Below are 26,680 nucleotides of genomic sequence, written 5' to 3'. Positions count from 1 at the left end.
TGGTTGTGGCTGGTCACGGCAATTCACCTGGACGGCGAAAGACCCCGGCCCGGCCATACGGCCGGGCCGGGGTTGCGAGCGGGACTGTCCCGCCCAAACGATCTTCAGCGCGCAGGGGGGTAGTTGACGAATCAGACGATGGTGAGCGGCCGAAGCACGTTGGCCGAGCCTGTTGTCTGTTCGCACTCCGGTTGCCCGCCAACTCGAGTGAGCCGGCCTCCGACACGCGCCTGTTCCTGCTGACGGCAGTGGGCGACCTGGTTGTTCGCGGCTGCGATCCGTTTCGGGGACTGGATCACCGTTCGTCTGTCGGCCCGTTGTCGGACCGTGGCACTCGTCGCGGTAGTCAACGAGTGCCCCATCGCATCGACGATCAACCTGAAGCCCGGCCTCAATGTGCCTTGGCGAGCCTTGTGCCGGTGTGACGCACGAGCGGTCGTCAGTCGGCGTAGACCATACCCTTCCAGAGGCTGCCCGACTTGACGCACTTGTAGTCGTAGACGTTGGACGCCGCCAGGTAGTAGTCCGCGTCGGCCTTGCAACGGGACCAGGTGGAGTAGTACTGCCCCGTGGGCTGCCAGGTAGCGGTAGCAGTCGCCTGAGCGCTGGTAGAAACGGTGACGGCTGTTGCGGCACCCAGCACGATCGACGCTGCGGCCAGGCCGAGCCTGCGCTTCATAGGTCATACCTCCAGTGGTTGATTCTGTTGCCAGTGGAGCCCCAGACCGCCCAGCACTCCACACCGAGCGGCTGCCAACGGCTCACATGACCGAGTTCAGCGGCGGTCGCATTGTTCGGCAGGGGGGATCTGGCAGCCAAACAATGGCCGGGCGGACCCACCGGCACTGCGACCGCCTCCTGACCGCCGACGTCCGCACGGCCGGGGCCCTGGTCCGCCCGGACACCACCCGCTGGCAGGCGGGAGTTGAGGCCCACATACGCGACCACCGCTTCGACGCCGCGCCCGGTCCGGGCGGACGCGGAGCGGTCACCCGGCACGCGGCGAGGCGGCACAGCGCGCGGAGCGTGCCGCACCGCCGACCGGCACGCGTCCGGGCGGTGCGCCCCACCCGCGAAGAGGAAAGGCAGGTGCTGCGCCCTGCCGCGCCCGTCCGGCCGGTCCAGGCGCGTCAAGGGCTCCGTGGCGGGACCCGGCCGGACAGCCGGTCACCCGCGTCAGGCAACGAGGGATTGGCGAGCGAAGCATCCACCAGGCTCGCTTCTCCCAGCTTGGCGTGCTCCAAATGGGCACGGCCGGGATCGGACTGGTCCAGCCAGTCCCAGCGCAGGTCGGCGCCCGTGAAGGTCGCCGTGTTGAGGACCGCGTCGGCCCGCCCCGGCGGCAGTACACCCCCGGCGTACTCGCGTAACCACGAGTCTTCCGGGGCTGACCCGGTGGGACGCGACCCGCGCCTCCGAGATCAGCGCAGGGTGGTGGGGCCAGGCGGATCACCACCTGGCGATCACCCGGAAGGCCGTCACCGCCCTCGCCGACCGGATCCCCGCCCAGGCCACCTCGCCCGACCTGCCCGAGCACCCGGACTACCCTGCATCGTCACCCTTTTCCACGAAGCCACCGGCCCACTGCGGGCCCGCGAGATCTGCGAAGCCCTCGACCACAAACCGCTGCCGAAGAACATCGAAGGCACCCGCGCCAAGCTGAAGGGCTTGGTCAAACTCGGCATCCTCACCAAGGCCGGTGCCGGCGGCTTCACCAGAAAGCAGTAACCGACCGAAGCCCCTCGGCCAGCAGCCTTACCCCAGCGTCGCCGGGAAAAGGCTGCTCCCACCGTCTGAATTGTCAGGCGGTCTTGAGAGTGCCGCCGTCGATGACATGGTCCGCGCCGTGGATGTTGGCGGCGCGCTCGGACAGCAGGAAGGCGACCAGATCTGCTACCTCTTCGGGGTGGGTGAGGCGTCCGGAGGCGATGCCGAACTGCCCGGGGATGTTCGCGAGAAGATCATCGTGGCTGACGCCGAAGACGTCGGCCACCTTGCCGCCGAAACCATTCGGGTCGGTCCACAACGGGCTCGCGACGACGCCCGGAGAGACGGTGTTGACGCGGACGCCGCGCGGTGCGAGCTCCTCACTGAGCCGCTTGCCGAGCTGGGTCAGCGCCGCCTTGGCCTCGGCATAGCCGACGGGGGATCCTGTGGACATACGGGCGGTGATCGACGAGATGTTGACGATCGCCCCCTTGCGCTCCAGGATGCTCGGCAGTGCTGCCCTGGTCGTCCAGACCGCGCTGAACAGGTTGAGGTCGAAGACGGCTTGCCATTGCGCGTCGTCGGTGCCGAGGAAGCTGCCCAGGGACAACTTGTCCGGGTCGCCTGCGCCGACGTTGTTGACCAGGAAGTCGATTCCGCCGACCGCGGCGATCGCCTGTTCGACCGCCGTCGTCGCCCCGTCACGGGTACTCAGATCGGCGGACACGGTTGCGGCGGCGACCTTCTCCAACTCGGGGGTGAGGGTGCGGGAAACGCCTACCACCCTGACGCCTTCTGCGGCCAGTGCCTGGGTGATGGCCAGGCCGATGCCGCGGCTCGCGCCGGTGACGAGGGCGGTCTTTCCGTTGATGCCGAGGTCCATGATTCCCTTTCTTGAACTATGGGTCAAAAATTTGGGCACAAAAAGGCCCCCGTCGAGGCGTCCTGGGTTACAGGCCCGCCAGCGCCGTGTCGATGATCTGGTACAGGGTCGGCCCGTCGAACGTCTTGGCCATGACACGCAGGCCCACGATGGTGTTCATGAGGAAGTGCGCCTGCACCTTGGCGTCGACCTCGGGGGCGACATCCCCGTCGCGCTGACCTTGTTCGATGCGGGCAGCGAACAACTGGATGGTGCGCTCTTCGATGCGGCGCACCGCTCGGGTGGCCTCCTCGTCCCGTCCGCCGAGCTCCAGTGCGGTGTTCGCGGCGAGACAGCCGCGCCTGACCGGTCCGTTCAGGTCCATGTCCACGAGGAGCACCAGGTAGGCGCGGATGCGTTCCTTGGCGGTGCCCGGCCGCGACAGGAACTCCTCGGTCATCTCTGAGCCGGCGCGGTCATAGAGCTCAAGCGCCTTGCCGAACAGCTCGCGCTTGGAGCCGAAGGCGTGGTACAGGCTGCCCTTGGCCACTCCGGTGGCCTCGGCGAGGTCGGCGGGGGAGGTGCCCGCGTAGCCGTTGGTCCAGAACGCCTCCATCGCCTGCGCGATCACTGCACCCGGTTCGAAGCTCTTCGGCCTGCCCACAGCGTCACCGTATCGATTACTTGACCTGCAAGTCAAGAATTGCCGTGTGCCGCCGGAGCCGGCTCGGGCGTGCCGTCTTATGGTTCCGGGATGAGTAACTCTGCTGCTGTCCTCACAACCACCGACCTGTCTGAGGCGATACGTGCGGTGCGTACCTTGCTGGGCATGGCAGACATCGATCAGGGAGAGGTCGACTTCGAAGCCGTGATCAGATCGCCGGATGTCCTGGCGCAAGTACGTTACGTACTGCCCGACCTCCAATGGTGGGCATTGGCCGGCGAGGAGCACGGTTCGTCGGAGGCCGGCGACAACCCTGCAGACTGCCTGCCGATCCGAGTGTTCGACTGGAGTCGTCCGCTGGATCGCGCCGAGCCCTTCATCGCCGCTCTGGGGACAGATCCCGCGGCTGTTCGGTGGGATCTGGACTCATGGCCTGCGGTTCCCGAAGCGGGACTGGAGGCGATCTCGCAGAAGTACGCGTACCTCACGCTGACAGTGAATTCCCGGGATCTCTACCAGGACGAGCCGTCGCAAGACCACACCGTCCACGTGCACGTGCGGAACCGGAACGGCGACCAGATCGACCGAATCCATTGGCTCGCCGATCAAGTAGGTGGCCGATTCACAGGCAGGGTGGAGCTGGCGCCTCTGTAACCCCTCGGACGCGAGCCCGTCGTTGCCGCCGCGGATCTGGCGTTCAACCGCTTGAAGACGCTCCGCGACGTCGTCGGCCCCGGGGTCAGCCCCGACTCCCCGGAACTGGCCGACGCCATCCATGCCTGCGGGACCGTCCTGCGCGAACTGCGTCACGCCGTACGACACGAACTCGGCGAATCCCGCCTGGAGACGGACATCTCCAACTGACACCCACTCCGTCCAAGTGGCCCCGACCGGTCTGGCGGCTCTCACCTTGGCGCAGCTGGTTACCAAGGGTATGTACAGACAGGTGAGTGACCGTCCGCGCCCGCCCAAGGAGTGGTCCGTCACGACGAAGTCGAGAACCGGCCGATACCTTGTCGTTTCCCTCGGGGCACACCGCGGCCGCGGTGGCCTTTACGGCTGCGGTTGCCCCCTCGCGGCCGCTTGCCGGGGCAGTCTGCCCGGTGCCAGCCGCCCTGGTGGCCGTGGAGCGGGTGCAGTCAGGCTCCCACTACGCCAGTGACGTCGCCGCGGGTGCCGCCATCGGGCTCGTCAGTGCCTGGCTGGTCAGGTGTTTTCCGCAGCTGACGCTGTGCGTTTGACAGTGACAGGCGTGGGGAGGCAGGCCGTGCGGGCGTGGCAGGGTGGCCGTGGCAGGGTGGCTGCTGCTGCGCGTGAGCCGGTCGTCGTTGCAGTCCATGCCGTACAGCAGTACGGCCACGACTGGCGGCAACAGCAGGCAACAGGCAACGATGCCCGCAGTGTCGGGCTCCGTCACGGCAGACAGCCATTGACGGGTGCCCGTGCCGCACCTGGCCGAACACCCCATGGTTACAGGGACTGGCGTCCGGCGATCGCCTCGCCCTGAGTCGTTCAGCAGGGAGATGCGGGCGGTGATGCGTTTGCCGACCGGCTCCCGCTGCGCTACCAAGCCGGACGGCCATGACCGTCTCGGCTCGGCGCCTGACCGCGCCGCCGGACGTGGGCTTCGGGTCGCCTCTCGGTCAGGTGACCATGGTGGCCAGTCCGGCGATGCCGAGGAGGTAGATGGCGACCGCTGCGATGAAAGTCCACGCGTGCTGCCGACACGAGGGGCTCGCCCACCCGGTGACGCTCTATCCGCATTGCCCTGCGCTCTGATCGGATCTCTGCGACAGCCCAGGAACGGGATCTGACAGGCCGGCGGCTGCCGTGCGCAGGGCAATAGTCAGGCCCGGTCGAGAGAGTCCCGATGGTGCAGGCGGACAATGCCGATGTGGAGCTCGACGGCTTCGGCCTGGTCAAGCTGGACGTCCTCGGGGTACGCCTGCAGTCGGCTGACGCCCACCCGGCACATCGAAGCTTCAGCACGCAAGGCGGCGAAGCCGCGCTCCGTGCCGAGGCACCGGGCCCATCGGATCGGCCACCGCGCGGACCTTTCCGCTCCTGAGGCTGAGCAGTCCGCTTGCGCTTGTATGCCGCCGCCTTGTGGAAGCCGGCCCGCAGCCGGCATGCGGCTGCCCGGGGGCTGACCGCGCGTACCGATCGCGCCCCACGCGCCTTTGCCAATCCTTTGCAACCTGTGCTGATCCTGTCTCGTCTCTCCGCTCGATCCATCACGCAGCCCGCTCGGCCCCCAGCCGGGTCGGCCGACGAAAGAGAGCGATTCATGCGCCGTACAGTCCTCAGCGCCACGGCAGCCGCGTGCGTCGCCGTGCTGGCAAGCGCGGTACCCGCGTTCGCCCACGGAGCGAGCTCGTCCCCTACCTCCCGTCCCTCCGCCACCTCAGAACCGTCGGCCCGGCCGAGCGCGCCGGCCAGCGCGGAGCCGAGCGCGGTCCCCACCCGGGAGCCGAGTCGGGCGGCCACCCCCGTGCCGACCGTCGCGCCGAGTGAGGGACGCGGCCAGGTCGGCGTCGTACCGAGTGGCGCTCCCAACACCGGCGTGACCACTGGCTCAAACGACTCCAGCTCGGACGGCATGCTTATCGGCGGTGGTGCCGCCGGCGCCCTCGCGGTGGGCGGCGCGGCGGTCTTCCTCGTACGCCGCCGACGGGCGACCGGGGCATGACTCACCTCTCCAGGCGCGTATTCGTCATCGCGGCGCTGGCCTCGCTGCTCGTGAGCTGCGCGGGCCGCGGCGGTGACGGGGCATCTGCCACGCGCTCCCGTGGCACGCACGTGACCGCCCGGTCCTCTGCGGACCCGGCGAAAGCGACGGACACGCCGGGCCGTTCGGTTCCGTCGCGGCTGCGGATTCCTGAGATCGGTGTCGACACCCCGGTCATGCGACTCGGGCTGGCGCAGGACGGCAGCGTGCAGGTGCCCCCTATCACGGCGCACGACCGGGCGGGCTGGTACCAGAACTCCCCGGCGCCGGGCCAGACGGGCCCTTCGGTGATCCTCGGCCATGTCACGGTCGGCGCCTACGGGGACGGCGTCTTCCGCCACCTCGACCGGCTGCGCCGGGGCGACGGGATCACTGTGCGCCTGGAGAACGGCAGATCGGCCGAGTTCACCGTCACCTCCGTACGGACCGTCGCAAAGGCCGACTTTCCGACGAAGGCGGTCTACGGCGACGTCGACCGGCCAGAGTTGCGGCTCATCACGTGCGGCGGACCCCGTACCGGCGACGGCTACCTCGACAACGTGATCGTCTTCGCCGCGTTGAGCACCGCGAGCCCCTGACCGGTTGCCGCCCGCCCCGATCCCGGGCCGATGGAACATACGCCGTCGGCCCGGGGTCTTTCCCGCGGGTGCCCCGCGCCCCCGGGCGCGAAAAGTGCCCCCATCCTCCCATGGAGAGCGTTGAAACGGTCCCGTGAGAAGGCGGCAGCAGAGCTGTTCGCCGCTCTCTACCCCCGCCTGGCCGGCTGGTGCCGCCGTCTGGTCGACGACGACGAGACCGCGCACGAGATCGCCTCGGAGGCGTTCACCCGACTCTGGGCTCGCTGGACGTCCGTGTCAGAGCCCCGGGGCTTCCTCTACGTCACGGCCGCCAACATCGTCCGGGACCACTGGCGCCGCCTGGAGCGCGAGCGCAACGCCATGCGTCGCGCCACTGTGGAGGCGTGTGTCCGCCCGCCCACCGAGCAGACCGACCCCTCGGTCCGCCTGCTCGTCCAGGCGCTCCCCGAACGACTGCGCATACCGACCCTCCTGCACTACTACGCTGACTTGCCGATCCGGGAGGTGGCCGAGCTGACCGGGCGCAAGGAAGGAACCGTCAAGGCCGATCTGCACGCGGCCCGCGAACTGCTTCGCGCCCACCTGAGGAGAAGCCTTGATCACATACGATGACGACGGTCCCGACTTCGAACCCGACGACCCCCTGGCCGTCATCATGCGGCCGTCCTCCGAGCACCTTGCCCCTCCCCCCGGCCGGTACGAAGAGATCCGCCGTGGCGCGGCCCGCCGCCGCATTCTGCGCGCTGCTGTCGCAGCCGGCGCGACCTGCACGGTCGCTGCCCTCCTCGCCATACCATTGCTGCGCACTGCCCACCAGGAGCCCACCCCCACGACGGTCCCCCTCGCTCCGCCCCCCGCGAGCAGCCCCACGGCGCCACCGACCCCGGCCGAGTCGGCTCCCCTGAGTGTCACCCCCCGCCCCAGCTCCCGCCCGTCGACACATACAACACCCATTCCGACCCGTCCCCCGGCCGCCACCGCCTCACCCTCCGCCGTCCCCCCGGCCACCACCGCCTCATCCTCCGCGGTCCCCTCAGCCACTCCGACACAACGCCGTCCCCCGGCCTCCACCCCGCACTCGCGCATGGCGGTGCCGACGACGGCCTCAGCGCGCACCGACGCTGCCGCAGACTCTGGAGCGAAGTGACAAGCCCCGCCAGCGCGGAACTGCGCACCCACAACAAGGCATCCCAACGCTGGTGTGCCGCACATCCCGTCGGACGCCAACGGCCGGCCCTCCTCGTCGGCGTCTCGGCCGCCAACGTCCATGACAGCGATGGGCTGAAGCCCATGGCCGAGGGGCAGCAAACCAGACACGACCCCCACAACAGCCGGTAGTTCGACACCAGCGCCTGCACGCGGACAAAGCCCACGACCGAGCAGTCCGACCCGGAGTGCGAACCAGATGACAGCACGCCAGCAGCAGGTGAACAAACAATCCGGCGCGCACCGGATGAACTCGAGCACGGTCCTGACCTGCTCGCCCCGTCGCTCCTGCGCCCGCGCCACAGTCCGCCTCTGTTCTCAGCCCGGTCAGCTGCCTGCTGCGTCGTGCGCCGGGTCGGATACGTCAACGCACCGCCTACAGCCACACCGCCCGTCGAAATCACTGGGGTCCACAGCTGTGCTGTGAGGGGGCAGATGCCGTCCGACACGGCCGGCCTTGGAGCCTGCCGCTGGAGGACCAGGTCCTACTGGTCGCAGCGTACTGGCGTACCAACCTCACGTTGCGCCGGCTCGGGCCGCTGTTCGGGATCTCGAAGTCCGCGGCCGACCGCATCATCGTCCGCCTTGGGCCCCTCCTCGCGATCCGGCCGCGCCGGCGGTTCCGCCCGGACACCGTCGCCCGACTCATCGTGGTGGTCGGCCGCCCCTTCCCGGCAACCGGAACGACTGCAAGGCATGGGAACTCTCGGACGCAAAAGCCACCGTCGGCCATACAGCTGTCCTTGCCGACGACGGTTACCGCGGCACCGGCCTGGTCATCCCACACCGCCGAGAACGCGGCCAGACCGAACGTCCTGCCTGGGAGGGGGAACACAACATCTCCCACCGCAAGGTTCGCTCGCCTCCACACCCTCACCCTTGCCGGATAGATCGAGGAGGCCACGCCAGAGCCGTCTGACTCAGCCATTCGATCATTACGGGACAAGCCTCAGGTAATTCCCGGCGCTCGCGGGTCGGCGGCCCGTACGCCGCGCCGCCCACGGCCGCGGCGGAGGCCCCCATCTGTTCGCCCGGTGCGCGGAGGGCATCGCCCTGCTCGCAGACTGCCCCTCCAACCCGGCGCAACGGGCCCGGGTAGTGCTGGCGTGTTCACGCATGGGCTGGGCATACCGGCGCCGCGAGTCGCGGAGCACCGGACTCGACCGGTCGCGGCTCCCACTCCCCCGCAGTTCTTCAACGCAGCCCGTGTCACGGCCAACAGCGGGACGTCCCGCACCAGCTGAGATGTGCCGATCGTCATCAAGGTGAGCCTCAACCGGCGAGTATCAGTGCCAAAACAACAGTCAGAGCGGCGAGGGCGGTCCAAAAAGCGTGCGAGGTGGGTGAAGTGGTGCGCATGAGGCCGTGTTCTCCTGGCGGCGCGCTGGCCGGACATGCCCCGGTAGCTGTAGCGCGCAGCGCATTTTAACCAGGTGCCGCCCCAAGCCTTGGTTGTGTCCACATGAGACCGGTCAATCGAAGACCACAACCAGCGGCGGCGGTCGGTCTGCTCCGACCTCCCCAGCGGTTTTGTGAGCGCCTCATGCGCCGGGACGCCCCCCGCCATCAGTTCCCGCCGCTCACATCGGTGCCGTAGGAGGGACCGAGGTTCGCGATCATGGGGGCGCCACCGCCCAGATGGTCCGGCAGACCGGACCTCCATGGAGCAGAACCACAGCCGACTGCCTAGTCGTGTCCCCCAGCGCCGTCCAGCGCACCTGCGCCTCGTCGGTCATCGTCACGAGATCCTGCGTCTCGATCAAAGTCACCGCGCAGAACCTACCGGCGTCACCGAGGCTCCGCCAAAGGTTGAAGCACGGCGCGCTGGGCGACGGCCGCGCCGGGCAGACGCCCAGCGGCGGACGGAACGGGCTCGCGTGTAGCCACCGTCACTTGATCACCCGCGTTCCCGTCGGGCACGCCTGCCGGCTCACCGGCGGTCCGCCATGGCCTCGGACCGGCCGTGCTCCGCGGCCATATCGTCGAGGACCACATCGATCGGGGTGGGGGCGATGTCAAGGACCGCCGCGGTGAACGACGCATCGAGGATGTTGGGACGGTCGTACAGGTACAGCATCTCCGGGAACTCCGCCATCACCGAATTGGTGCGCCCGATCTCCTCGAGTTCGGCCGTCGTCATCCGGCCCAGCCTTGGGGCAGGTGCAGCGGCCGCTGAAGCCAGGCGCGCGGCCAGTTCGCGGACCGGGGCCTGAGAGGTGGAGGGCACGTGCCAGGCCCGACCCCAGGACTCCTCGTGCCGCGCTGCGGCAACCAGCGTGCGCGCCGCGTCGGTGGTGTAGGTCCAACTGTGCGGGGCGTCGAGGTCGCCCGGGTAGGAGACGGGCGAGCCAGCCAGCACCTGTGCCCCCACCATGAGCGTGAACGGCGAGTACGCGCCCGCGCCAAGGTAGTCGTTGGCCCGGACCTCGGTCACCCGCACCCGGCCGGCCTCGTGGGCGGCGCGTGCGTCGTGCCACATCCGGGCGCGGACACGGCCCTTGACGCTGGTGGGTGCCAGAGGAAGGTCCTCGGTGACGCGCCCGTCGACGGGGCCGTAGCCGTAGGTGTTGCCGAGCATGACGTAGTCCGCGCCGGTGCGCTCCGCCGCGGACAGCAACGCGGCGGCCAGAGGCGGGAACTCGGACGGCCAGCGGTCGTATGTCGGCATGGCGCAGTTGAACAAAGTCACTGCCCCGGTGGTCAACTCTATGAGCCCGACTGCGTCGGTGGCGTCGGCGGCGATCCGCTCGATCCGCTCGTGCGCAGGCCCGCTGCCTCGGCGGGTGACTAGCCGAACCTGCTCACCGGCGTCGGCCAGCAGACGCGCGGTGGCCGATCCAGTGGCTCCGGCTCCAACGATGACGTGCAAGGACACGTGTGCACTCCCTGATCGAGAAAGAGGGACCAGCCGCCCCGACGGCCGGGGCGACGGCTCTACCCTCTGTCCCTGATGATCCGTAAGGTAGTGGCCCGAATGCCAAACATCCGGAGGTTCGGGCCATGCATCGGGTCGCCGTCATCGCCGTCCCCCCTGTCACCACATTCGACCTGTCCATCCCGGAGCTGGTGCTCGGAGAGACCACCATCGACGGACGACCCGGCTACCAGGTGCGCATCTGCACCGCCCGTCCCGGGCCAGTCGCCAGCAGCAGTCTGGAAATCACCGTCCCCCATGGGCTGGAGGCCATCGACGACGCCGACACCGTCATCGTCACCGGAACCGGCGCCCGCGAAGACATCGACCCGCGCGTCCTTTCAGCACTCCGCCGCGCATCAGCCGCAGGCAGACGTGTCGCCTCGATCTGCACAGGTGCCTTCGTCCTGGCCCAGGCCGGACTGCTCGACGGACGCAGCGCCACCACGTACTGGGCCAAGTCCGAGGAGTTCTCGCGCCGCTTCCCCTCCGTCAAGCTGCGCCCCGACGTGCTGTACGTCGAGGATGGCAACCTCCTGACCTCCGCCGGACTGTCCGCCGGAATCGACCTGTGCCTGCACCTGGTACGTACCGACTACGGCGCCGTGACGGCCAACGCCGTCGCCCGTCTGGTGGTAGCGGCACCCGTGCGACCCGGCGGGCAGGCCCAGTTCATCGAGACGCCACTGCCGCCCGAGACCGGAACCTCGCTCGCCGCAACCCGCGCCTGGGCGCTCGACCACCTGCACGAACCGCTCACCCGTGCCGACCTCGCTGCCCACGCGCGGACCAGCGTCCGCACCCTGACCCGCAGGTTCCAGGCAGAGACTGGCCTCAGCCCTCTCCAATGGCTCCTCCACCAGCGCGTGATCCGGGCGCAGGAACTTCTGGAGGCAACCGACCTGCCGATGGACCACGTTGCCCGGCTCAGCGGTCTCGCCACCACCGACTCCCTACGCCAGCACCTGTCGAGACGGACCGGGCTCACTCCCAGCGCCTACCGCGCCGCGTTCACCCAGCACCCGGGCCCAGTGAATGGAGACACCACAACGGGTCGACCGCCGCGGTTGACGTAACTTGGCGCCCTGAGCCGTTCTCGCCGGACGCAGCCGCGGTGGTGAGGGCAGCAGGCCTGGGCCGTCACCGCAGGGCTCGGCCCGCACAGCCCGGCCCGGCCCGCACGGCCTCCGCCTCCGCCGCACGCGTCCCATGGTGGGACGGATGGCGGTCAGGCGTTCTGCAGGGCTGCGAGGACTTCCTGCGCCGCCTCGCTCACGCTGCATCCTCCGGGTGAGGAAGCGCGTCGGGTCGAAATTCGCGGAGCGCTGTCATCCTGGTCGGCAGGGGTCAGAGCAAGTCGTACCCGCCCCAGCGGATGCCTTTCTCGACTCAGTTCGAATTTCACTCGTAACGCAGGCGCAGTGACTCCCGTTCGGCCTCCTCGATCTGGTCGACGGTCATGCCCGGCAGATTCAGCTGGGCCAGTGTCACCTCGGCGCTGGTCGGCTGGGCGTCAGCAGGCACCCACCGCTCCGGTTGCCAGGCGTTGGCGCGCATCAGCGACTTCGGGCAGTGGGGATAGACCTGCTCGACATGCACCACAATCGCCGTGACCGGCGGTTTTCCAACGGGAGTGAGTTGGGCGAGCAGCTCCGGGCGCGCGGAGACGCAGGCGCGGCCATTGACGCGCAGCGTGGTCGGGCGGCCGGGGATGAGGAAGAGCAGTCCGACGCGTCCGGTCTCCAGCACATTGTGCATGGTGTCGAGCCGCTTGTTGCCGGTCGCGTCGGGGATCACCAAGGTGCGCTCGTCCAGCACCGAGACGAACCCGGCCGGGCCGCCACGCGGCGTCACGTCCGCCCGACCCTCGACGTCCGCACTGCCGATGAACACCAGCGAGGAACAGCCGATCAGCGCCCGGGTCTCCTCGGTCAGGCGGTCGATCTCCTTGCGGAGCGAGTTCGGGTTCGGCTGCGGGTAGAGCTCGCGCAGCTGCTCCGGGCTGGTGAGGGCGTCCGCCCGGAGGGATTCGAAGAGCAAGCCGGCGACCCCAGTGTCGATCATCATGCGGACGACCCTAGAAGACGACCGAGGCAGTGCGCAGGTCAGCGCTGGATATCCTGCACCGTTGCGCGCACATAACCGGCCAGCGCCACCGGGTCTTCGTGGCGGCGGGATCCCACGTGTTGAGTGCCTGCTGGTACTGGCCGACGAGGTGGCTTCCACCGTCCAAGTCCGCAAGCTTCTGCGCCGAGCTCGGGCGCTGTGGCTGTCGTTCGAACTTGAGCAGCCGACAAGCGAGACGCTGATGGCGAACAGGACGGCGGCGGCGATGCGGCGGCGCATGTGTGTCCCCCTGATGTGGAATGCCGGCCGCATGATGCGCCCACCGCCCGCGAGCGGAAGTCCACTGTCACCGGACTGTGATCCGAGGAAATCCATGGTGCTGGCCCACTGCCGGCGGGGTCGCAGCGTCACGGATCCGTCACACACTTCACTTCTACTCCATGAGCGCCCTGGCATGCTCCGCCTGTATTGGCACCACCAGGGCGTGTGCATGGATGCACAGTGGGCGGTGCTGGAGCCGTTTTTGCCGAAGGGGAGGAAGGCAGGGCGGCCGCCCATCTGGTCTTTGGCGGCAGCTCATCAACGGCATACGGTCCGGAACCGCCGAGAAGCCGGAACCGGTCGACCAGCTCGCCCGCATCATCCGGCGCCTGGACAAGCTGCGTACCTCGGCGAAATGGAGCGCCGTCTACGAGGCCGGCAGCGCCCATGGCACGGACGACGAGGAAGCTTGGGATGAAGACCGCCGCAGACCACGGCGGGCACCGAGGCCGTGATCAGGGGCCGCCCACCACGCCGAGCTCACGCCCGGTACGCTGACCGTCATGGCGGGATGCGCCCGGCTGGACTGCACCAAGTCCGAACTCGGAGCCCTCCAACACTCCCTGGCGCCAACGCTGTTCGGCGTTGGCGTCTGATCCACCACGGCGAGCAGCCGACGCCTAATTCAGGCCCCATTTCGGCGGGAACCAGGCCCGCAGCGGTGCGCCGTCCTGCCGGTATGACTGCTTGATACGGCTGCGACCACTGATGCCGGCAATATCCGGGTGGGCCACCCTCGCGTACTTGTCGACCTCGCAGAACAGGTTCTGGCAGTCGATCAACTGCAGGGGCCGTCGTCCCTTCAACCCGGCGAAGGGCAGCTGCAGGCGGGTGAAATGCTCCTGCTGGGAGTCGGCCATGTAGCGGATGACGTCCGCCTCGATGCCGTCGGCTGCAGGACCGAAGCACTTACGGATGCCATCACGCGCACCGGGGCCTGGCACAACGAAGTCCATCTCGGAAAGCCCAAGATGAGGCGCATAGTTGAGATCGATGACGAACTGATAGGCGAGGAACGGGCCGAGCGCCGGGTAGCCGAGGAGCACCTCGTATGCCTCACGCATCGTGGCCGCCCCAACGACGCGCTCGGGCGCTCCGGAGGTCATCATCATCTCCAGCAGCCGCAGGTGGTTGCGGTGCTTGCGCCCCTCCCCCAGCTGTGGCGGTGGCACGATGTAGGCAGCCGAATACAAGCGCTCCCCCTTGGCGAACGCGGCTGACAGCACCCGGTCGTAGGCCCCGTAGTCGTACGTCTCCCAGCGCACCGCCCCCACCTCGCGGGACAGCAACTCCCAGGTGGACTCCTTGTTGAAGATCTTGAACAGCAGGGTGCGGAAGAACACCTCCTCCCACTCCTGCGGGCCCTGGTAGATCACGTCGCTGATCACAGCCTGACTGACCCGGTCGGCTGCGCGGTAGCAGTTCGTGAACCGGTGCCCGGTCAGAATCGGATCATCCGTCCACGGCTGGGGCCGCCCGGCCAGACGAGCCTCATACACAGACTGCCGGGCCGAGGCGAAACGCCAGTAGGTGTCGAACACCGGCGTCGGCTGCAGTTCCCGCCCTCCTATCCGCACCGTCGTCGGCACCGAGCCGTTTTTCGGAGGAACCCGACAGCCTTGCAGCAGCGTCACCATGAGCCGCAATATATTTGGTATGTCGACCGCAGGTTGAATACCCTGGTCCGCCCAGCTGCCGCCGCCGGCGAAAGCCCTCCCGCGCAGAGCTCCTGGCCGCCCTCGTCGCCGCCGTAGGTGTCGAACCCGAACAGGTAGCCGCTCTGCTCCACCACTACTCGCCTGCCGGCCGACGCCCTTACCGGCGACCAAGACAGAGACGATCTGCCCGCTGTACGTGCACCAGGCCCACGCCGCATCGCCTCGACGTAACGAACCGCGGCCCTTCCAGGTCACACGACGAGACCCACTTCTTCGGCGGAACCCGAACACCGGCGTGCCCCAGCCCCACGCCCGCCGGCCATCTCCCGGACCCAAAGGCGGGCGGCTCGTGCATGCACCGCCGCATACCAACGATCACCGGAAATGCACCGCGCACAGTGCAGATGGCACGACCTGATCGCCACGGCCCGCTACCCGACAAACCTGCAGCTCAGAAGTTAGCCCAGGAGCAGCGCCACACTGGCCACGGCTAGCGAGGCGCCGGCACCGCTTGACCACAGCCACACAGCAAACTGATCAACCCAGGCCAGAACACCCGCTCCTGATCACGAACACTGCTCCTGGACAACCAGGCGCTGGGATCCCGGGCCGGTCCCCCTCTGGCATGCGTGGCGTACCGAAGGGCGTCAACGGTCGATCGGGAGAACCTGGTCCAGGCCGCTCTCGCGCAGGATCTGCTGGATGGTGTCGTCCAAGGTGCTCGCCGCGTCGATAACGGTCTCCAGGCCGTCGGGCAGCAGGTCCTTCTCTCGGTACCAGTCGCGCAGGTGGTCTTCGGTGACGTGCTCGAGGTATTCGGCATCGGGTTTCGTCGCGTGCCGGAGCACCGTCTCCGTGTAGGGCACGTCGAGGTAGTAGCAGCGTGAGACACCTCGGTGGGCGCGCACCAGGTCCTGGAGCATCGTGCCGTAGCGGTCGGCGTACAGGATGCCCTCCACGACGACATGGAAGCCGTTGTCCAGGGCATAGCGGGTGGTCAGGTCGATCAGGCCGATGTTGGCGCCGCCGGGCCGGTCGCGTTCGCGCAGCACGATGCGGCGCAGGTTGTCCTGGCCGACGATCGCGAGGTTGCGGCCGAACTTCTCGCGCAGGCCCGCCGCGACGGACGACTTCCCCGAGGCACTGTTGCCCCGGACCACGATCAGGCGCGTGTCTTCCGTTCCCACCGTGCCCGGCACGCTCTGCGTCACGCGTCGTCACCCTTGATAGTCGGCTGTACTCGGTTCTCGTGGAAGTGATCCCCGTTCATGACCGGGCGGAAGCGCTGGTGCGCCTCCAGGCGTTCCGCGTCGGCCGGCTCCGGTCCACGCTGCACTTGGGCGTCCCCCGACTCCACCAGCTCGGCGAGGGCGATGCGGACGTCGTCGGCATCCTGGCGGGTGGCGGCCGCCAGTCGGTCCAGGGAAGTGAGGATCTCCTGCGGTTCGCCCGGATCGTCGACCAAGTGGTTGATGAGCCCGTCGACGAGCGGGCCGGTGCGAGCTCGGCGGCATCCTGGCCTGGTACTCCACCCACCACACGCCCCCGCGGTGGCTGCCGGCGGTGTTTGCCGAGGTCCACCGCACGCTCGCGCCCGGCGGCTATCTGCTCTGGGGAGACTATGTCGGCAATGAGCGGCTGCAGCCGACCCAGGGCTATGGCCGTCCGGTGTCCTACGAGTCGGATCTCCTGCCTCTGAACCGCATGATCGGCCTGCTGGAGCAGGCCGGACTCGTCGTCACCGCGAGGCTGGAGCAGGAGCCTGGCGGACTGGTGAGCAGACCGCACGCCTGCCTGCTGGCCCGCAAGCCCGAAACGCCCTGGGGGGCCTCGTTCCTGCGGCGAGGCCGCTGGTGTCAGATCGCCGACGGTCACGGCGCGGCGGTCAGGCCGCGGGATTGAGAGGGCGGCCGCCCCAGCGGATGCCTATCTCGCTGCGGATACGGGCGCGTTCGCGCCGCTGGGCGGCCAGGAAGTCGGGGTGGCGGGCGTGTGACCTGAGACACACCAGTGACATCGTCGCGCCAGTGTCACCGGTCCCGGGAGTGAAGCAGCGGTAGTACGACACCGTGCGCGTACAGCGGTGCCGACGGGCCGGCAGTACCGAGGTCCCGGTAGCGCCGTCCGGCCGTTGGCGGTGTCGGCGGCGATGATCTCGATCAGCGCCCAGTCGTAGTCGCGGACGCCCTTCTGGGCCCGTGCCGGTCCGCATCCGCGTTGAGGCTTGGTCGCAAAGCTCAGCTCGTCGGGCGAGGACTTCGCGTCCCCCGTCTCGTCCGCGATCAGGACCCCGTCCTCGTCGTCGAGCAGGTTCCACGGCCCAGGCCGCCGTCCGTCCCAGCACCGCTTCTTCATCCCACACCGCACGGGACAGCAGGTGGTGCAGGCGATGCGGGCCCCGCTCACCCATCGCGTCGGCCAGGTCCCACAGTTACGTCCTCAAGTTCCATCAGCATGCCCCGGCTCATCCGCGCGAACGTCTCCCGGGTCTCGGAACGGGCGAAGCGACCGGACAACGAGACCAACAGGCCTCCGAACGCGAAGTCGTGGCCTTCGGGTCTACCGTTGCCACAGCGGCCGTCTCTACCTGATGTCAAGTCACATAACGTCATGATCGAGGCGGCCGTCCCCGTGCCCCCACCCACCCCCTTCACGCCGCTGGCCAGCAGCGATGAGCATCAGCAGGCCTATCTACGGCTGCGGTGACATTCCCACGGGCTGTCTGCCATTCGGCGGGAAGCTGCAGCAGCTCGTCGTGACCGTGGCTGACACCGCCACCGCCAACGAGTAGCGCCCCGGCCGCTGCGCCTGCGTCCCGTACCGCATTCCTCGTGGTACGGGACGCCTTCATGTCCGAGGCAGGCGACCGCCCTTGATGCAGCTCTGCCCAAGAATCGCGCGCGAAACGAACGCGAATCGTCGACGAATCGGACCCGGATCGATCGCGATTCTCAGACGCCATTGCAGGTCAACGCGATCTGCCCCCAGAGGACGACCGGTGGGCATCCTCACGGAGGGCGAGGAGAACCCGTACGGGAATTCCGGATCTGGGAGACCGAGACTGATATCGACGGCGGGGTTGCCCGCTCCCCTGTCCCTGGTCCGGAAGCGGGTCCCTGGTTCCTACTGGACGTCGACGAAGTCGCTGGCCGACGTCGCGGCGCCGGTGGCCGTGGTGCCCGCGTAGGAGAAGCGGTAGTACCCGTCGCTCGTCGCGGTCGTAGTGGCCGTCACCGCTCCGCCCGAGCCGCTGGTGACGGTCTTGAGTGTCGTGTACGTGCTGGTGCCCGACTTGCGGTACTGGAGCTTCACCGACACGTTGCTCAGGCCCGCGTACGCGTGGGTCTCCCAGTTGGCGCGGGTGAGCGTGCCCTTGACCGTGATGGTCCGGCCATGCACCACCGGCTCGGGCGAGGCATTCGCGGTCAGCGTGGTGTTGCGCTTGATGTGCACGGAGCCGGCGTATCCGTCGCTGACGGAACCGCTCGGGAGGCCGTACGCGATGGCGTACGCGTGCCAGGTGCCCGCATAGGAGTTCGTGGTCATGTCAACCTTCGGGTCCACGGTGAAGTGGACCGTGCACGTCGACGTGCGGACATCGGCCGCCGCGCACGAGCCCGATCCCTCCTCGGCGGGGAACAGAGCACCGTCCCTGCCCTGGTCATCAAAGGAGGTGCCGTGCCACAGGGCGACCCAGCCGCCGGTGATGCCGTCCGGGTCGGTCGCGGTCACCGTGGCGGTGAACGTCTTCTTGGCGGAGGTGCCGAGGACGATGTCCTTGCCGCCGTTGACGACGACCTTCGTGATCGTCGTGTCGTCACTGGTCATGGGCCCCGCGTGCGCCTGCGCGGCGGCGGGAAACACCAGAGCCGAAGAGAGAACCAGGGCGCCGGACAGAGCGGCGACCGAAGCGCGTCTGCGCATATGCATCCCCACGGTGAGAAGAAGGGCCCTCGCGGGACGTGTCCCGACAAGAGCCCATGGGCGCACGCATCGTACAGATTCTTTCGAGCTACGACGAGATGCGGGGATCCCTCGATGCCTTCCCGGAGACTCGCGCGCGTTCCCCTCCCCACTGCGTGCGCCTCCGCCACCGCCGTTGGCAAGCCTACGCCGACACATCACACCATGATCAGCAAGCGCAGAAGCAGCCATCTGCAGCTGCCGTAGGAGAGCAACTGCGGGTCGGAGGGCTACGAATCCGGAACGGGAGCGAAACAGGCAGCGGCGACCTCAAGGGCCGTGCTCAGCGAGGACACCTCACGCCAGAACTCACCCGGACACATGGTGACTCGATAGCGGCCTTCCCCCAGAGGCCAGATCTTCACAAGGCCCGATTCCAAGTCGAATGGCGTCCGGCACAGCGTCAGACTCCTGTGGCTGATGTCGGGCCAGAACCTCCGCAGTTGAGGGTGTGCGTGGGCCGCCTTAAGGAACGGTCGGTCAGGCAAATGCCACTCGCTGGAAAGCAGCTCACGCCACTTCGCGGGAGCAGGGTCACCATCCTCGAACGCTTGCGCCAGCTCGCTCCAGCTCATGAAGGGAAAGCGGTCGCGCAGCTCCCGCAGACTGTCGCCCTGGCGCCACAGATTCGCGACCTCCACCGCAGCGACAAGGTCGTTCGTCCACCCCTCCGAGGACGTGAAGCCACGGTGGCGGAGGATCCGTATACAGAAGGAATCCTCCTCGCACGGGGAAACAACGACCATTCCTCGATCGGTGCTCACCTCGGCGCCGGCGGCCCATCCCGAGCGGGTCCGCACCTCGCCGAAGTCGAAACCTTGAGCCAGTGCGATCTGTTCGATGCGCCGCACCAGATCCGCAGGCGACGCTGGATCGGGATCGACCGCGCCCCGCATCTCCGCCTCCTGGCCGCCTGTTGTCATGTCCGCCCCCGTGGTTGCGATGCCTTGCCTGGACACGATATGCCGCTCGGCATCGGCATCGCCGGGTCCCCTGCCGGGCGTACTCATCACGGAAGGCAGGCCAGAACCGCTACGTGGCCCGTTGGGCCAACGCCGACGCTCAGCAGCACAGGGTGACGACCTACGGTGCCGACAGGGCTGTGTGCTCGGCCTTCTCCAGCCAGTCGGTGTACCAGCGGGCGAACCTCACCGGCATGCCGTCGTCGAGGAGCGGGGCGAGGTCGACGTCGTCTACCCGGCAGTCCGACCAGATCGTTCCGCGGTGGCTGCCGCTGATGATCAGCCACTCTCTTTGGGCGCAGCCCAGGTGGGAGATCACGATCGCGCCAGCGGTGCGCTCCGGGGCGAACATGACGGCTTCCCACCGCTCGTCCCACGCCTCGATGGCGTCGTCGAAGTCCTCGATGTCGTCGAAGTTCTCTTCCTCGGGACGCTGGGTAAGAACATCGTTGACCAGCTCCGGGTCCGGACCTTGGTCAGGAAACGGCTCGGCAAGCCTCGACAGGTCAGCCAGGTCCGCGCCGTCACCCTCCCAACGCCAACGGCCCTGCACGCGCCGAACCGGGAATAGGCCGTACGCGGGGCCGGCGCCGCCGGCGCCCACGTCGAGCAGGAAGGCCCGGTACTCCTCCGGCAGCCGCACGCCTATCTGGGCCTCGAGTTCGGCAACCTCGGCCTGGGTGAGCGGGTCCTCCAGGACCCACTTGTGTCCCAATGCCCCGAAAACCCTGCTGCTCGCAGGCCCTGCACCAGCCGCCTCAACCCGCTGACGTACGTCCACCCACCACTGATCAGTCATGCGCAGACCCTACGTGCCACCACCGACACCACTCGCTGGCGCCCCTCGGCGACATCCTGACCCCCGTCCCGGATGCCTGCACCTCACCGCCGCGAAGGCCCGGCTCGCCGCCGTGCCGGCCTTCGACCGCCAGTGTTGGCGATTCGCACCGCGATCAAGGAAATCGGGCAACGCAACCGAACGAAAAAACTGCGGAAATAGAAAAGCTACTTACAGCGCCTAACACAATGAAGATGAACGGGCGCAGCACCCGCCAAGCGAACTGGTCGGTGTCCTGACTGGTGGGTCGTGGCGGTTGGTTGCGAGGGGTCCCTGTCTCTGCGCTGTACCGTCTTCGGAGACGATCACCGGGAGGGGCGGGATGACCAATGATCTTCAGTTCAGTTGGGAACTGAGTGGCAGCGGCTGGGCGACGTGCCTCATCAAGGATGGTTCTTCGGAGCGGAAGGACGTCGTCAGCTACTGCACGGATGCTCTTGCCGACTTGCTTCACGGTGTGGCGGGTCTGTATGGCCCCATACCTGTCCAGCGTTTCTCCTTCGACCTTGAACCGGCTGAAGTGAGGTGGGTCCTGCGAGGCAGGGGTTCGGAGGTTGATGTGGCGATCTACCGCTTCCCTGACATGTCCACGAGCTTCGATGCGCCCGACCAGAAGGGCACACTTGTCTGGGCCTCTACGCAGCCGCGAGACCTACTGGGGCACGTCATCCTGGAAGCCGCTCAGTCAGTACTGCAGGTTCATGGCGAGGACGGCTATCGGGCGAAGTGGGTTCAGCACTCCTTTCCCGTCGCTGCACTGCAGGACCTCTACCGGCTGCACCTCCAGCACGACAGGTGTGAACTGCAGCATGATGTCGCCATTTCATAGGCCGCTGGATGCTTCCCCGAATAGATCTGCATCGCCGCAGCGCCCAGCCGCGTGATGACTTCTACTGACGGCAGCGCAAAACGCCGAGCTGCCGGTGAGTGATCAGGCAGCAGGCGAGTTTGAGGAGGGCTTCGTGGATGTCGGCCCTGCGTTCCCATCGGATGCGCAGACGTCGGAAGCCGTGCAGGCAGGCAAAACCTCTCTCCACGACCCAGCGGTAGGTGCCCAGCCCCGTGCCGTGCAGGGTGCCGCGGCGGGCGATCGCGGGCACGATGCCGCGGGCGCGGACCTGGTCTCGGTAGATGTCGTGGTCGTGGCCGCGGTCAGCGAAAAGACAGTCCGGTTTGCGGTGAGGGCGCCCGACCCGGCCGCGGACCGGCGGGATCGCGTCGAGCAGCGGCAGCAGTTGGGTGACGTCGTTGCGGTTGCCGCCGGTCAGCAGGACTGCGAGCGGGGTGCCATGTCCGTCGGTGATGAGGTGGTGTTTCGAGCCGGCCCGGCCCCGGTCGACTGGCGACGGGCTCGTCTGGCTCCCCTTTTGCGCCCTGACGTGGGAGGAGTCGACCACGCGGCGGGACCAGTCCAGGCGTGAGGCCGCGTTGAGTTCGGCGAGCAGGACCTCGTGGAGCCGCTGCCAGACGCCGGCGTCGTTGCAGTCGCGCAGTCGGCGCCAGCAGGTCGTACCCGAGCCGAACCGAGGTCCTGCGGCAGGTACTCCCACTGGATCCCGTTGTGCAGCACGTACAAGATCCCGCACAGCACATCGCGGTCCGGTAACGGCCTGCGGCCCGGATAGCGGAAGCGCCGCTCCCGCTGCGGCAGCAGCGGCCGCGGCCGGGTCATGACGGTGCTCGCGCGCGTATGTGTGGGGCCCCCGAGCCGTGTTGCTCGGGGGCCGTGTCGTGTTGCGTGGGTGGCCGGTCAGGGTCCGTCGGTCGGCTGCGCAGCGAGCCAGGCTTGTTCCAGCGGGAATTGCGGGGCGCACCCGTTGGGGCAGGTGCCGTCCTCGGGGTCGTCGTCGGTCACGCCGAAGACGTGCAGGCAGTCCCAGCACATGCTGACATGGACGTCGTTGCAGCCGTTGAAGCAGGCCGGCTCCTGGCAGGTCGCATGGCCGGGGCAGTCGTCGGGGATGCGGGGTGTGGCCGCCCAAGCCCGGTACTCGGGGGTCTCGTGGACGTTGTCCCGGTGGGGGCAGTCGTCCGGACAGTCCCAGGGGCTCAGATGGACCGCGCACAGCGGCGGCGTAGAGCAGGCACAGATGAAGTCGATGGCGCGAGCCGCTTTGCGGTAGGACTCACCCGTCCTGGCCATCCGCTGGCGGATGGCGGTCTTGCGGGCATGGTCGACAGGCATGGAGGGCTCCGAGGCATGAGAACGGACTCAAGCGCGCGGCGCGGAGCACCTGGTGAACCGGCGGAGCCGTTGTCACTGAGCCAGCGCGATAGCTCGGGCGAGAGCCTAGCAGCAGTGGTGGGGGCCACGAAGGTGGTTGGGTCGCTGCCCGGTCGAGTGGCAGCACCTCAGCTGGTGGGGTGGGGGCTGACTACGCGCCCTCCTTACGGCGGACGATGCGGCATCAGTGTCCGGGACCCCCAGCCGGTGGCGAACTGGACGCCCTCCAGGGCTGCCCCGGCGCGGCCGCGGTGAGCTGTGCAGCAAGGTGGCGCGGCCGCCTCGGGGTGCAGCGGGGCGCTGCGTGCGACATCCCGCAAGGCTCCGTCCTGGTCGTACCGCCCGTGCAGGAGGGTCTGCGGGCGACGCAGGGTGCCGGTGATCGCGCTGGGTCGGCATTTCATTCGAACGCTGATGGACGCTGAGCCCTCCGGTTGGCGAACAGTTGCCAACCGGATGGCTCAGTCACGCAAAAGTAAGTACGCCGATTTGAGCGCTTCGGTCGCGGCCTCCCGGAGCGTCATGCACCGAGGCCTTCAGCTCCCCGCAGATGGGGCCAGCTGACGTCACCCCCAAACTCCTGGGCGATAGCGCTGGGTCTGCGCACTCATCCTCCGGCGCGCCTTCGGATCCTGTGCCTCGCAACGCTGTCAGCTGCGAGTGCGATGATCCGGCGCATGAATCGTGATCCGCACTGCCTCGAACCGGTCGACGGATGGCTCGACTCCACCGACACCGCCCGGTACGCGCTGGTCCCGGAGGGCGCTCTGGCCGGGTGGGACGGGTGGGAGCAGGCTCTGCACCACACCTCGGAATACGCGGACGCCCTCCCGCTGCCGGGCCACGGGGACGTGCTGACGCTCGGCGGCGAACCGCAGGCCGTCACCTGGCTGCCCGACCACCTGGTCTTCGCGCGATGGTGCTGTGCGGACGACGACACGGCTCTCGCCGCCGCCGTCGCGCAGGCGGTCGTCGGTGACGAGAGCTGGGAGGACGAGGTCACTGTCGAGCTGACCGGCGGGCGGTACCTGCTGACCGACGCCTCGTACGAGGGCCAGGAGGTCGTCTCCAGCGGCGAGTACCTCCCCGTGGACCTGGCACCCGGACGCTACCGGGCCCAGTCCATGACCGTGCGGCCGGACGAGAATGCCGCCTTCCTGCTGGTGCGGCTGCTCCCCGCCTAGGAGCTTCCGGCCAAGAGGGTGAGCAGCTCGTCGAGCTCGGCGCGGGTGACGCCTCTGGCCTGCGCCTCGGCGTCCAGCGCGGCGTCGACGAGCTTGCGCGTGGGTCTGTCCACTACGCCGGCCAACCGGACCAGCCGGCGAAGCGCCTCGGCGTCGCCCGACTGCGCCAGCGCGTACACGGCCGCGTTGGACACCCTTGTCGGCGCGTCGGTGACCAGGCCGGCCAGCACGTCCGCGCGCCGCGAAGCGTCCCCCGGTGCGGGCGGTACCAGCGCCAGCAGCCAGCACAGGCCGCGCAACGCGTTCTCGTTGAACCGGTCGTACCCGTCGACCTGGGTGTCCTCGCACATCAGTTGGAGGGTGCGCCGCCTGCCGACCCGGGCAAGCCAGCCCACCACGGCCTCCGCCGCCTCCTGCTCGCCGATCGCGGTCAGCAGCGTGCGGGCCTTGCGCTCCCAGGCGCGGCTCGGCTTGGCGGAGCGCACGCGGGCGGCGTGGGCCAGCAGCTCCCACCAGGGCGCGCCACCCTTTTCGGCCTGGGCCAGAGCACGGTCGGCCCAGGCCTCGCCGGGGTTCACCGGAGGGTCGGTCAGCCGGGCGGCCAGCTCGGCGTACTCGGCCCCGGTGAACGTCTCCTCCGCCGTTCTCCGGACCGCCGCGACCAGGGTCGCGGGGACCGGCCGCCCGGCGGCCAGCTCGTACTCGATGACGAGCCGGACCTCGGGCATCTGCGAGAGTTCGACCTGGTGCTGGGCCACCGCGATCCACTGCTCGCGGTAGTACACCCGGTCGGCCGGGTCCAAGGACTCACCGCCGTCTGCGAGGTCGGCTATCGCCCGCAGGGCGGCGGTGAATCGCGCCTGGTCCCCGGAGAGCCAGGGGCCGAACGAGAGTATCCGTACCAGCTCGTCCAGCACTGGCCGACGCTGCTCCTCGTCCATCCCGGCAACCAACCGGAAGGCGTTGCGTTTGGTGACGTCCCACGTACGCCGATCGCGGTCGGCAGCCGCGATCAGCGCCTCGGCGAGCCCCCGGTGGTAGTTCTGCGCGGCCAGGGCGTCCAGTGCACGCGGGTCGTCGAACCAGTCGTAAACCGTCACCATCGGCGTCCGCCCCGCGGTCGCATGCTTGAAACCGTCCCGTCGACGATCATCGCTTTCACCATGCCCGAGAACCTATCCCCCGGCACTGACATCGAGGCAGCGGCCAGTTTCTCGCCGCCACGGTTCTGAGCAGTCTGCGGGAGCATACGACGGGTTCCAATACGCCCGAGTACCACCTAGGCGGACCGGCCTTGAGCTCGTCGACGTGCCCGGATCGGCGACGGGGATGTGTGACCCACACATGTCGCAGGGTGGTGCCGGGCGCCTGGCGGACCGCCCCTCGATGAGATCCAACACCCGTGTCATCAGCGCCCGACATTGACCAGTGTCGCGTACGAATGTCCTTACGGGCGCTGTGCGTCGTTCACCGTCGGCGTTGATGCGGGCCACCTCGCCCCTCCTGCATGCGCCCCCCGCCGAGGCAGTGCCGTTGACGTCGGCCACACCCACACGCATTCGGAAGAGCGCGTTGATGGCACCGTGTCGGAGGTGGTGGGCCCATTGCAGGCGGTATCGGGCCTCGGCTGCCTCGGTGAGGTTGTTCAGGCCGCGGCGCTGGTCCCGCGCACGGTCGTACCGGCGGCTCGGGTACGTGCGTGATCAAGGTCAACTCGCCTCTGGCGTCGCAGTTCCACCGTAAACGGCGCTGCCGTCGTCTCATGTTGCAAGAGCAAGCAGCACGCCGTTCAAAGTCATGGTGATCACGGACGAGGACGGCCGAGTTCTGTACCGTTCGGATAGCCCGACTCCGTCGTTGCCCGCGAGTCGCCGTGCCATCTCGCCTCGGGCGCCAAAAGCTCCCGTGGGGACCGGCGTTAGGGTGATCGGGTGGATGTCGGTGCGGTACTGATCGCGGTCGCCGGTGTCGGGGGGGACGCTCGGGGGCGCACTGCTCACCCAGCGCGGGTCCGAGGCATTGATGATCGCTTCTGACACGGTGATCCCTTCGGCTCACGACGTGAACGAGGCACTGACCGTGGTCTACGGACAGGTCAAGCGCCTGGAGCAGGGAAACCCGCGGCCGGGTGAGACCCTACGATCAGCGGCTGAAGCACAGCATTCGCTCTGGTCCCTGATCGACACCATGAGGGAGTCCATGCGCAGTGATCTCGGCGTAACCGACGGCCCGCACTCGGTCATCCCGAATCGCGAGCAGCTTGAGGCTATGCGTCGTGATTTTGGCGTGCCTGAGGAGCCACGAAGGCGATCTCGCTTCGCCCTGTTCAGGCTTGAGTGAGTGCGAGGTTGTGCATGTGGGCGACACCGCTCGTGGCCCGAAGACCCCGTCGTCCTTCAGCCGGGAGTTCGGCCTGACCGCGCTCACGGCGGTGAGGGATGACGAGGCCGGTGCCCCGGCATCCACCGTCCGCCATGACCGTGGCGTTGCCGACGGCGTCTTTCGCGCAGGACAGCTCCCATGCCTTGCAGTCGTTGCGGTTGCCGGGCACAGGCCGGCCGACGGCCACGACGCGCCGGACGTCGGCGTCGATGACGACCCGGTGGTTGGTGGCGCATCGGTAATTCTTCGACTGCTCGGCGACGGTGTGGTCGCGGGTGGGGCCCAAGGTACCGTCCACGATCAGCACGGTGTCCTTGCGGAAAAAGCAGGGCGGGTTGCCGCAGTGTCAGGTTCGTCCGCCAGTACGCGGCGACCAGCAGGAGCCCTCCTCCAGCGGCAGGCTCCACGGTCGTCCTCTGTGT

At 68.4% G+C, this 26,680-nt stretch carries 26 protein-coding genes and 3 pseudogenes; 13 read left to right on the top strand and 16 right to left on the bottom strand.

From position 1 onward, the window contains the following. Nucleotides 1–439 precede the first annotated feature (439 nt). The 3 genes from ACIGXP_RS14580 to ACIGXP_RS14570 all read right to left on the bottom strand — a co-directional run bounded on the left by ACIGXP_RS14580 (nucleotide 440) and on the right by ACIGXP_RS14570 (nucleotide 3,233). Nucleotides 440–679, bottom strand: a complete 240-nt coding sequence (locus ACIGXP_RS14580; protein ID WP_363221244.1) for a hypothetical protein — start codon at nucleotides 677–679, stop codon at nucleotides 440–442. A 1,122-nt stretch (nucleotides 680–1,801) separates the two neighbouring features. After that, nucleotides 1,802–2,590 carry an SDR family NAD(P)-dependent oxidoreductase gene (locus tag ACIGXP_RS14575; RefSeq protein ID WP_399768169.1) on the bottom strand — a complete coding sequence of 263 codons (789 nt, stop codon included), beginning with the start codon at nucleotides 2,588–2,590 and terminating at the stop codon, nucleotides 1,802–1,804. A 67-nt stretch (nucleotides 2,591–2,657) separates the two neighbouring features. Next, nucleotides 2,658–3,233 (bottom strand): TetR/AcrR family transcriptional regulator, encoded by a 576-nt coding sequence (locus tag ACIGXP_RS14570; protein ID WP_399768166.1) that lies wholly within the window; start codon nucleotides 3,231–3,233, stop codon nucleotides 2,658–2,660. A 165-nt stretch (nucleotides 3,234–3,398) separates the two neighbouring features. On the opposite strand from ACIGXP_RS14570, the gene ACIGXP_RS14565 reads away from it, so the two are divergent. From ACIGXP_RS14565 to ACIGXP_RS14530, 8 genes and pseudogenes are all read left to right on the top strand, one after another. Next, nucleotides 3,399–3,887, top strand: coding sequence for a hypothetical protein (locus tag ACIGXP_RS14565; RefSeq protein ID WP_399768163.1), 489 nt, complete (start codon nucleotides 3,399–3,401; stop codon nucleotides 3,885–3,887). 51 nt (nucleotides 3,888–3,938) lie between these two features. After that, nucleotides 3,939–4,097: a hypothetical protein gene (locus ACIGXP_RS14560; RefSeq protein ID WP_399768161.1), complete on the top strand. Its 159-nt coding sequence runs from the start codon at nucleotides 3,939–3,941 to the stop codon at nucleotides 4,095–4,097. Nucleotides 4,098–4,183: 86 nt separating this feature from the next. Continuing rightward, the gene (locus tag ACIGXP_RS14555; protein WP_399768158.1) at nucleotides 4,184–4,474 is read left to right on the top strand and encodes a phosphatase PAP2 family protein; all 291 of its coding nucleotides are present in this window, start codon (nucleotides 4,184–4,186) and stop codon (nucleotides 4,472–4,474) included. 629 nt (nucleotides 4,475–5,103) lie between these two features. Beyond that, entirely contained in the window at nucleotides 5,104–5,301 is a 198-nt protein-coding gene (locus ACIGXP_RS14550) for a hypothetical protein (RefSeq protein ID WP_399768156.1), read from the top strand. Between the two features lie 219 nt (nucleotides 5,302–5,520). Beyond that, complete coding sequence (locus ACIGXP_RS14545; RefSeq protein WP_399768153.1) at nucleotides 5,521–5,922, top strand: sortase-dependent protein; 402 nt, start codon at nucleotides 5,521–5,523, stop codon at nucleotides 5,920–5,922. Further along, nucleotides 5,919–6,539: a class F sortase gene (locus ACIGXP_RS14540; protein WP_399768150.1), complete on the top strand. Its 621-nt coding sequence runs from the start codon at nucleotides 5,919–5,921 to the stop codon at nucleotides 6,537–6,539. The genes ACIGXP_RS14545 and ACIGXP_RS14540 overlap by 4 nt, the downstream gene beginning before the upstream one ends. A 120-nt stretch (nucleotides 6,540–6,659) precedes the next feature. Next, nucleotides 6,660–7,151, top strand: coding sequence for an RNA polymerase sigma factor (locus ACIGXP_RS14535; RefSeq protein WP_363220978.1), 492 nt, complete (start codon nucleotides 6,660–6,662; stop codon nucleotides 7,149–7,151). A gap of 1,019 nt (nucleotides 7,152–8,170) precedes the next feature. Continuing rightward, nucleotides 8,171–8,607 (top strand): annotated as a pseudogene (locus tag ACIGXP_RS14530) (transposase family protein); the annotation flags it as partial. 1,068 nt (nucleotides 8,608–9,675) lie between these two features. On the opposite strand, the gene ACIGXP_RS14525 reads toward ACIGXP_RS14530, so the two are convergent. After that, the gene (locus ACIGXP_RS14525; protein ID WP_399768147.1) at nucleotides 9,676–10,620 is read right to left on the bottom strand and encodes an NAD-dependent epimerase/dehydratase family protein; all 945 of its coding nucleotides are present in this window, start codon (nucleotides 10,618–10,620) and stop codon (nucleotides 9,676–9,678) included. A 125-nt stretch (nucleotides 10,621–10,745) separates the two neighbouring features. Between ACIGXP_RS14525 and ACIGXP_RS14520 the strand changes: the two genes are divergently transcribed. Then, the gene (locus ACIGXP_RS14520) at nucleotides 10,746–11,735 is read left to right on the top strand and encodes a helix-turn-helix domain-containing protein (RefSeq protein WP_363220555.1); all 990 of its coding nucleotides are present in this window, start codon (nucleotides 10,746–10,748) and stop codon (nucleotides 11,733–11,735) included. 325 nt (nucleotides 11,736–12,060) lie between these two features. Here ACIGXP_RS14520 and ACIGXP_RS14515 read toward each other — a convergent pair whose 3' ends face one another. From ACIGXP_RS14515 to ACIGXP_RS14500, 4 genes are all read right to left on the bottom strand, one after another. After that, on the bottom strand, nucleotides 12,061–12,726 hold the full coding sequence (locus ACIGXP_RS14515; protein WP_399768143.1) for an MSMEG_1061 family FMN-dependent PPOX-type flavoprotein: 666 nt from the start codon (nucleotides 12,724–12,726) through the stop codon (nucleotides 12,061–12,063). Between the two features lie 941 nt (nucleotides 12,727–13,667). Then, the gene (locus tag ACIGXP_RS14510; protein WP_399768140.1) at nucleotides 13,668–14,684 is read right to left on the bottom strand and encodes a nucleotide kinase domain-containing protein; all 1,017 of its coding nucleotides are present in this window, start codon (nucleotides 14,682–14,684) and stop codon (nucleotides 13,668–13,670) included. 668 nt (nucleotides 14,685–15,352) lie between these two features. Beyond that, nucleotides 15,353–15,916 carry a kinase gene (locus ACIGXP_RS14505; RefSeq protein WP_399768137.1) on the bottom strand — a complete coding sequence of 188 codons (564 nt, stop codon included), beginning with the start codon at nucleotides 15,914–15,916 and terminating at the stop codon, nucleotides 15,353–15,355. Further along, a complete protein-coding gene (locus ACIGXP_RS14500; RefSeq protein ID WP_399768135.1) occupies nucleotides 15,913–16,170 on the bottom strand; it encodes a DUF6042 family protein in 258 nt (85 codons plus the stop codon). The genes ACIGXP_RS14505 and ACIGXP_RS14500 overlap by 4 nt, the downstream gene beginning before the upstream one ends. A 98-nt stretch (nucleotides 16,171–16,268) precedes the next feature. On the opposite strand from ACIGXP_RS14500, the gene ACIGXP_RS14495 reads away from it, so the two are divergent. Then, entirely contained in the window at nucleotides 16,269–16,607 is a 339-nt protein-coding gene (locus ACIGXP_RS14495) for a hypothetical protein (protein ID WP_399768132.1), read from the top strand. On the opposite strand, the pseudogene ACIGXP_RS14490 reads toward ACIGXP_RS14495, so the two are convergent. From ACIGXP_RS14490 to ACIGXP_RS14475, 4 genes and pseudogenes are all read right to left on the bottom strand, one after another. Further along, nucleotides 16,591–16,698, bottom strand: a pseudogene (locus ACIGXP_RS14490) (IS630 family transposase); the annotation flags it as partial. The gene ACIGXP_RS14495 and the pseudogene ACIGXP_RS14490 overlap by 17 nt on opposite strands. A 1,130-nt stretch (nucleotides 16,699–17,828) precedes the next feature. Beyond that, nucleotides 17,829–18,533 carry a calcium-binding protein gene (locus ACIGXP_RS14485; RefSeq protein WP_399768130.1) on the bottom strand — a complete coding sequence of 235 codons (705 nt, stop codon included), beginning with the start codon at nucleotides 18,531–18,533 and terminating at the stop codon, nucleotides 17,829–17,831. Between the two features lie 365 nt (nucleotides 18,534–18,898). Continuing rightward, nucleotides 18,899–19,678, bottom strand: coding sequence for a DUF6193 family natural product biosynthesis protein (locus tag ACIGXP_RS14480; RefSeq protein WP_399768127.1), 780 nt, complete (start codon nucleotides 19,676–19,678; stop codon nucleotides 18,899–18,901). 73 nt (nucleotides 19,679–19,751) lie between these two features. After that, on the bottom strand, nucleotides 19,752–20,429 hold the full coding sequence (locus ACIGXP_RS14475; protein WP_399768124.1) for an SMI1/KNR4 family protein: 678 nt from the start codon (nucleotides 20,427–20,429) through the stop codon (nucleotides 19,752–19,754). Between the two features lie 361 nt (nucleotides 20,430–20,790). On the opposite strand from ACIGXP_RS14475, the gene ACIGXP_RS14470 reads away from it, so the two are divergent. Then, nucleotides 20,791–21,297, top strand: a complete 507-nt coding sequence (locus tag ACIGXP_RS14470) for a hypothetical protein (RefSeq protein WP_399768122.1) — start codon at nucleotides 20,791–20,793, stop codon at nucleotides 21,295–21,297. A 61-nt stretch (nucleotides 21,298–21,358) separates the two neighbouring features. Here the strand turns inward: ACIGXP_RS14470 and ACIGXP_RS14465 are convergent. Both ACIGXP_RS14465 and ACIGXP_RS14460 read right to left on the bottom strand, forming a co-directional pair. Further along, a protein-coding gene (locus tag ACIGXP_RS14465) for an IS5 family transposase (RefSeq protein WP_399768119.1) occupies nucleotides 21,359–22,140 on the bottom strand; the annotation gives its coding sequence in 2 pieces (ribosomal slippage) (nucleotides 21,359–21,993 and nucleotides 21,993–22,140; 783 coding nt in all). 78 nt (nucleotides 22,141–22,218) lie between these two features. Continuing rightward, nucleotides 22,219–22,653, bottom strand: a complete 435-nt coding sequence (locus tag ACIGXP_RS14460; protein ID WP_399768116.1) for a hypothetical protein — start codon at nucleotides 22,651–22,653, stop codon at nucleotides 22,219–22,221. Between the two features lie 716 nt (nucleotides 22,654–23,369). Here ACIGXP_RS14460 and ACIGXP_RS14455 point away from each other — a divergent pair. Further along, nucleotides 23,370–23,876, top strand: coding sequence for an Imm21 family immunity protein (locus ACIGXP_RS14455; protein ID WP_399768113.1), 507 nt, complete (start codon nucleotides 23,370–23,372; stop codon nucleotides 23,874–23,876). On the opposite strand, the gene ACIGXP_RS14450 is transcribed toward ACIGXP_RS14455, so the two are convergent. Continuing rightward, on the bottom strand, nucleotides 23,873–24,979 hold the full coding sequence (locus ACIGXP_RS14450) for a hypothetical protein (RefSeq protein ID WP_399768111.1): 1,107 nt from the start codon (nucleotides 24,977–24,979) through the stop codon (nucleotides 23,873–23,875). The genes ACIGXP_RS14455 and ACIGXP_RS14450 overlap by 4 nt on opposite strands. A 958-nt stretch (nucleotides 24,980–25,937) precedes the next feature. Here ACIGXP_RS14450 and ACIGXP_RS14445 point away from each other — a divergent pair. Beyond that, nucleotides 25,938–26,216, top strand: coding sequence for a hypothetical protein (locus ACIGXP_RS14445; RefSeq protein WP_399768108.1), 279 nt, complete (start codon nucleotides 25,938–25,940; stop codon nucleotides 26,214–26,216). Here the strand turns inward: ACIGXP_RS14445 and ACIGXP_RS14440 are convergent. After that, nucleotides 26,203–26,676, bottom strand: a pseudogene (locus ACIGXP_RS14440) (IS5/IS1182 family transposase); the annotation flags it as partial. The gene ACIGXP_RS14445 and the pseudogene ACIGXP_RS14440 overlap by 14 nt on opposite strands. Nucleotides 26,677–26,680 lie beyond the last annotated feature (4 nt).

The sequence above is a fragment of the Streptomyces sp. NPDC053069 genome (assembly GCF_044546895.1).
Taxonomy (GTDB): Bacteria; Actinomycetota; Actinomycetes; order Streptomycetales; family Streptomycetaceae; genus Streptomyces.
Note: the sequence above shows the minus strand (reverse complement) of the source record. Positions and strands in the feature narration are given on the sequence as shown.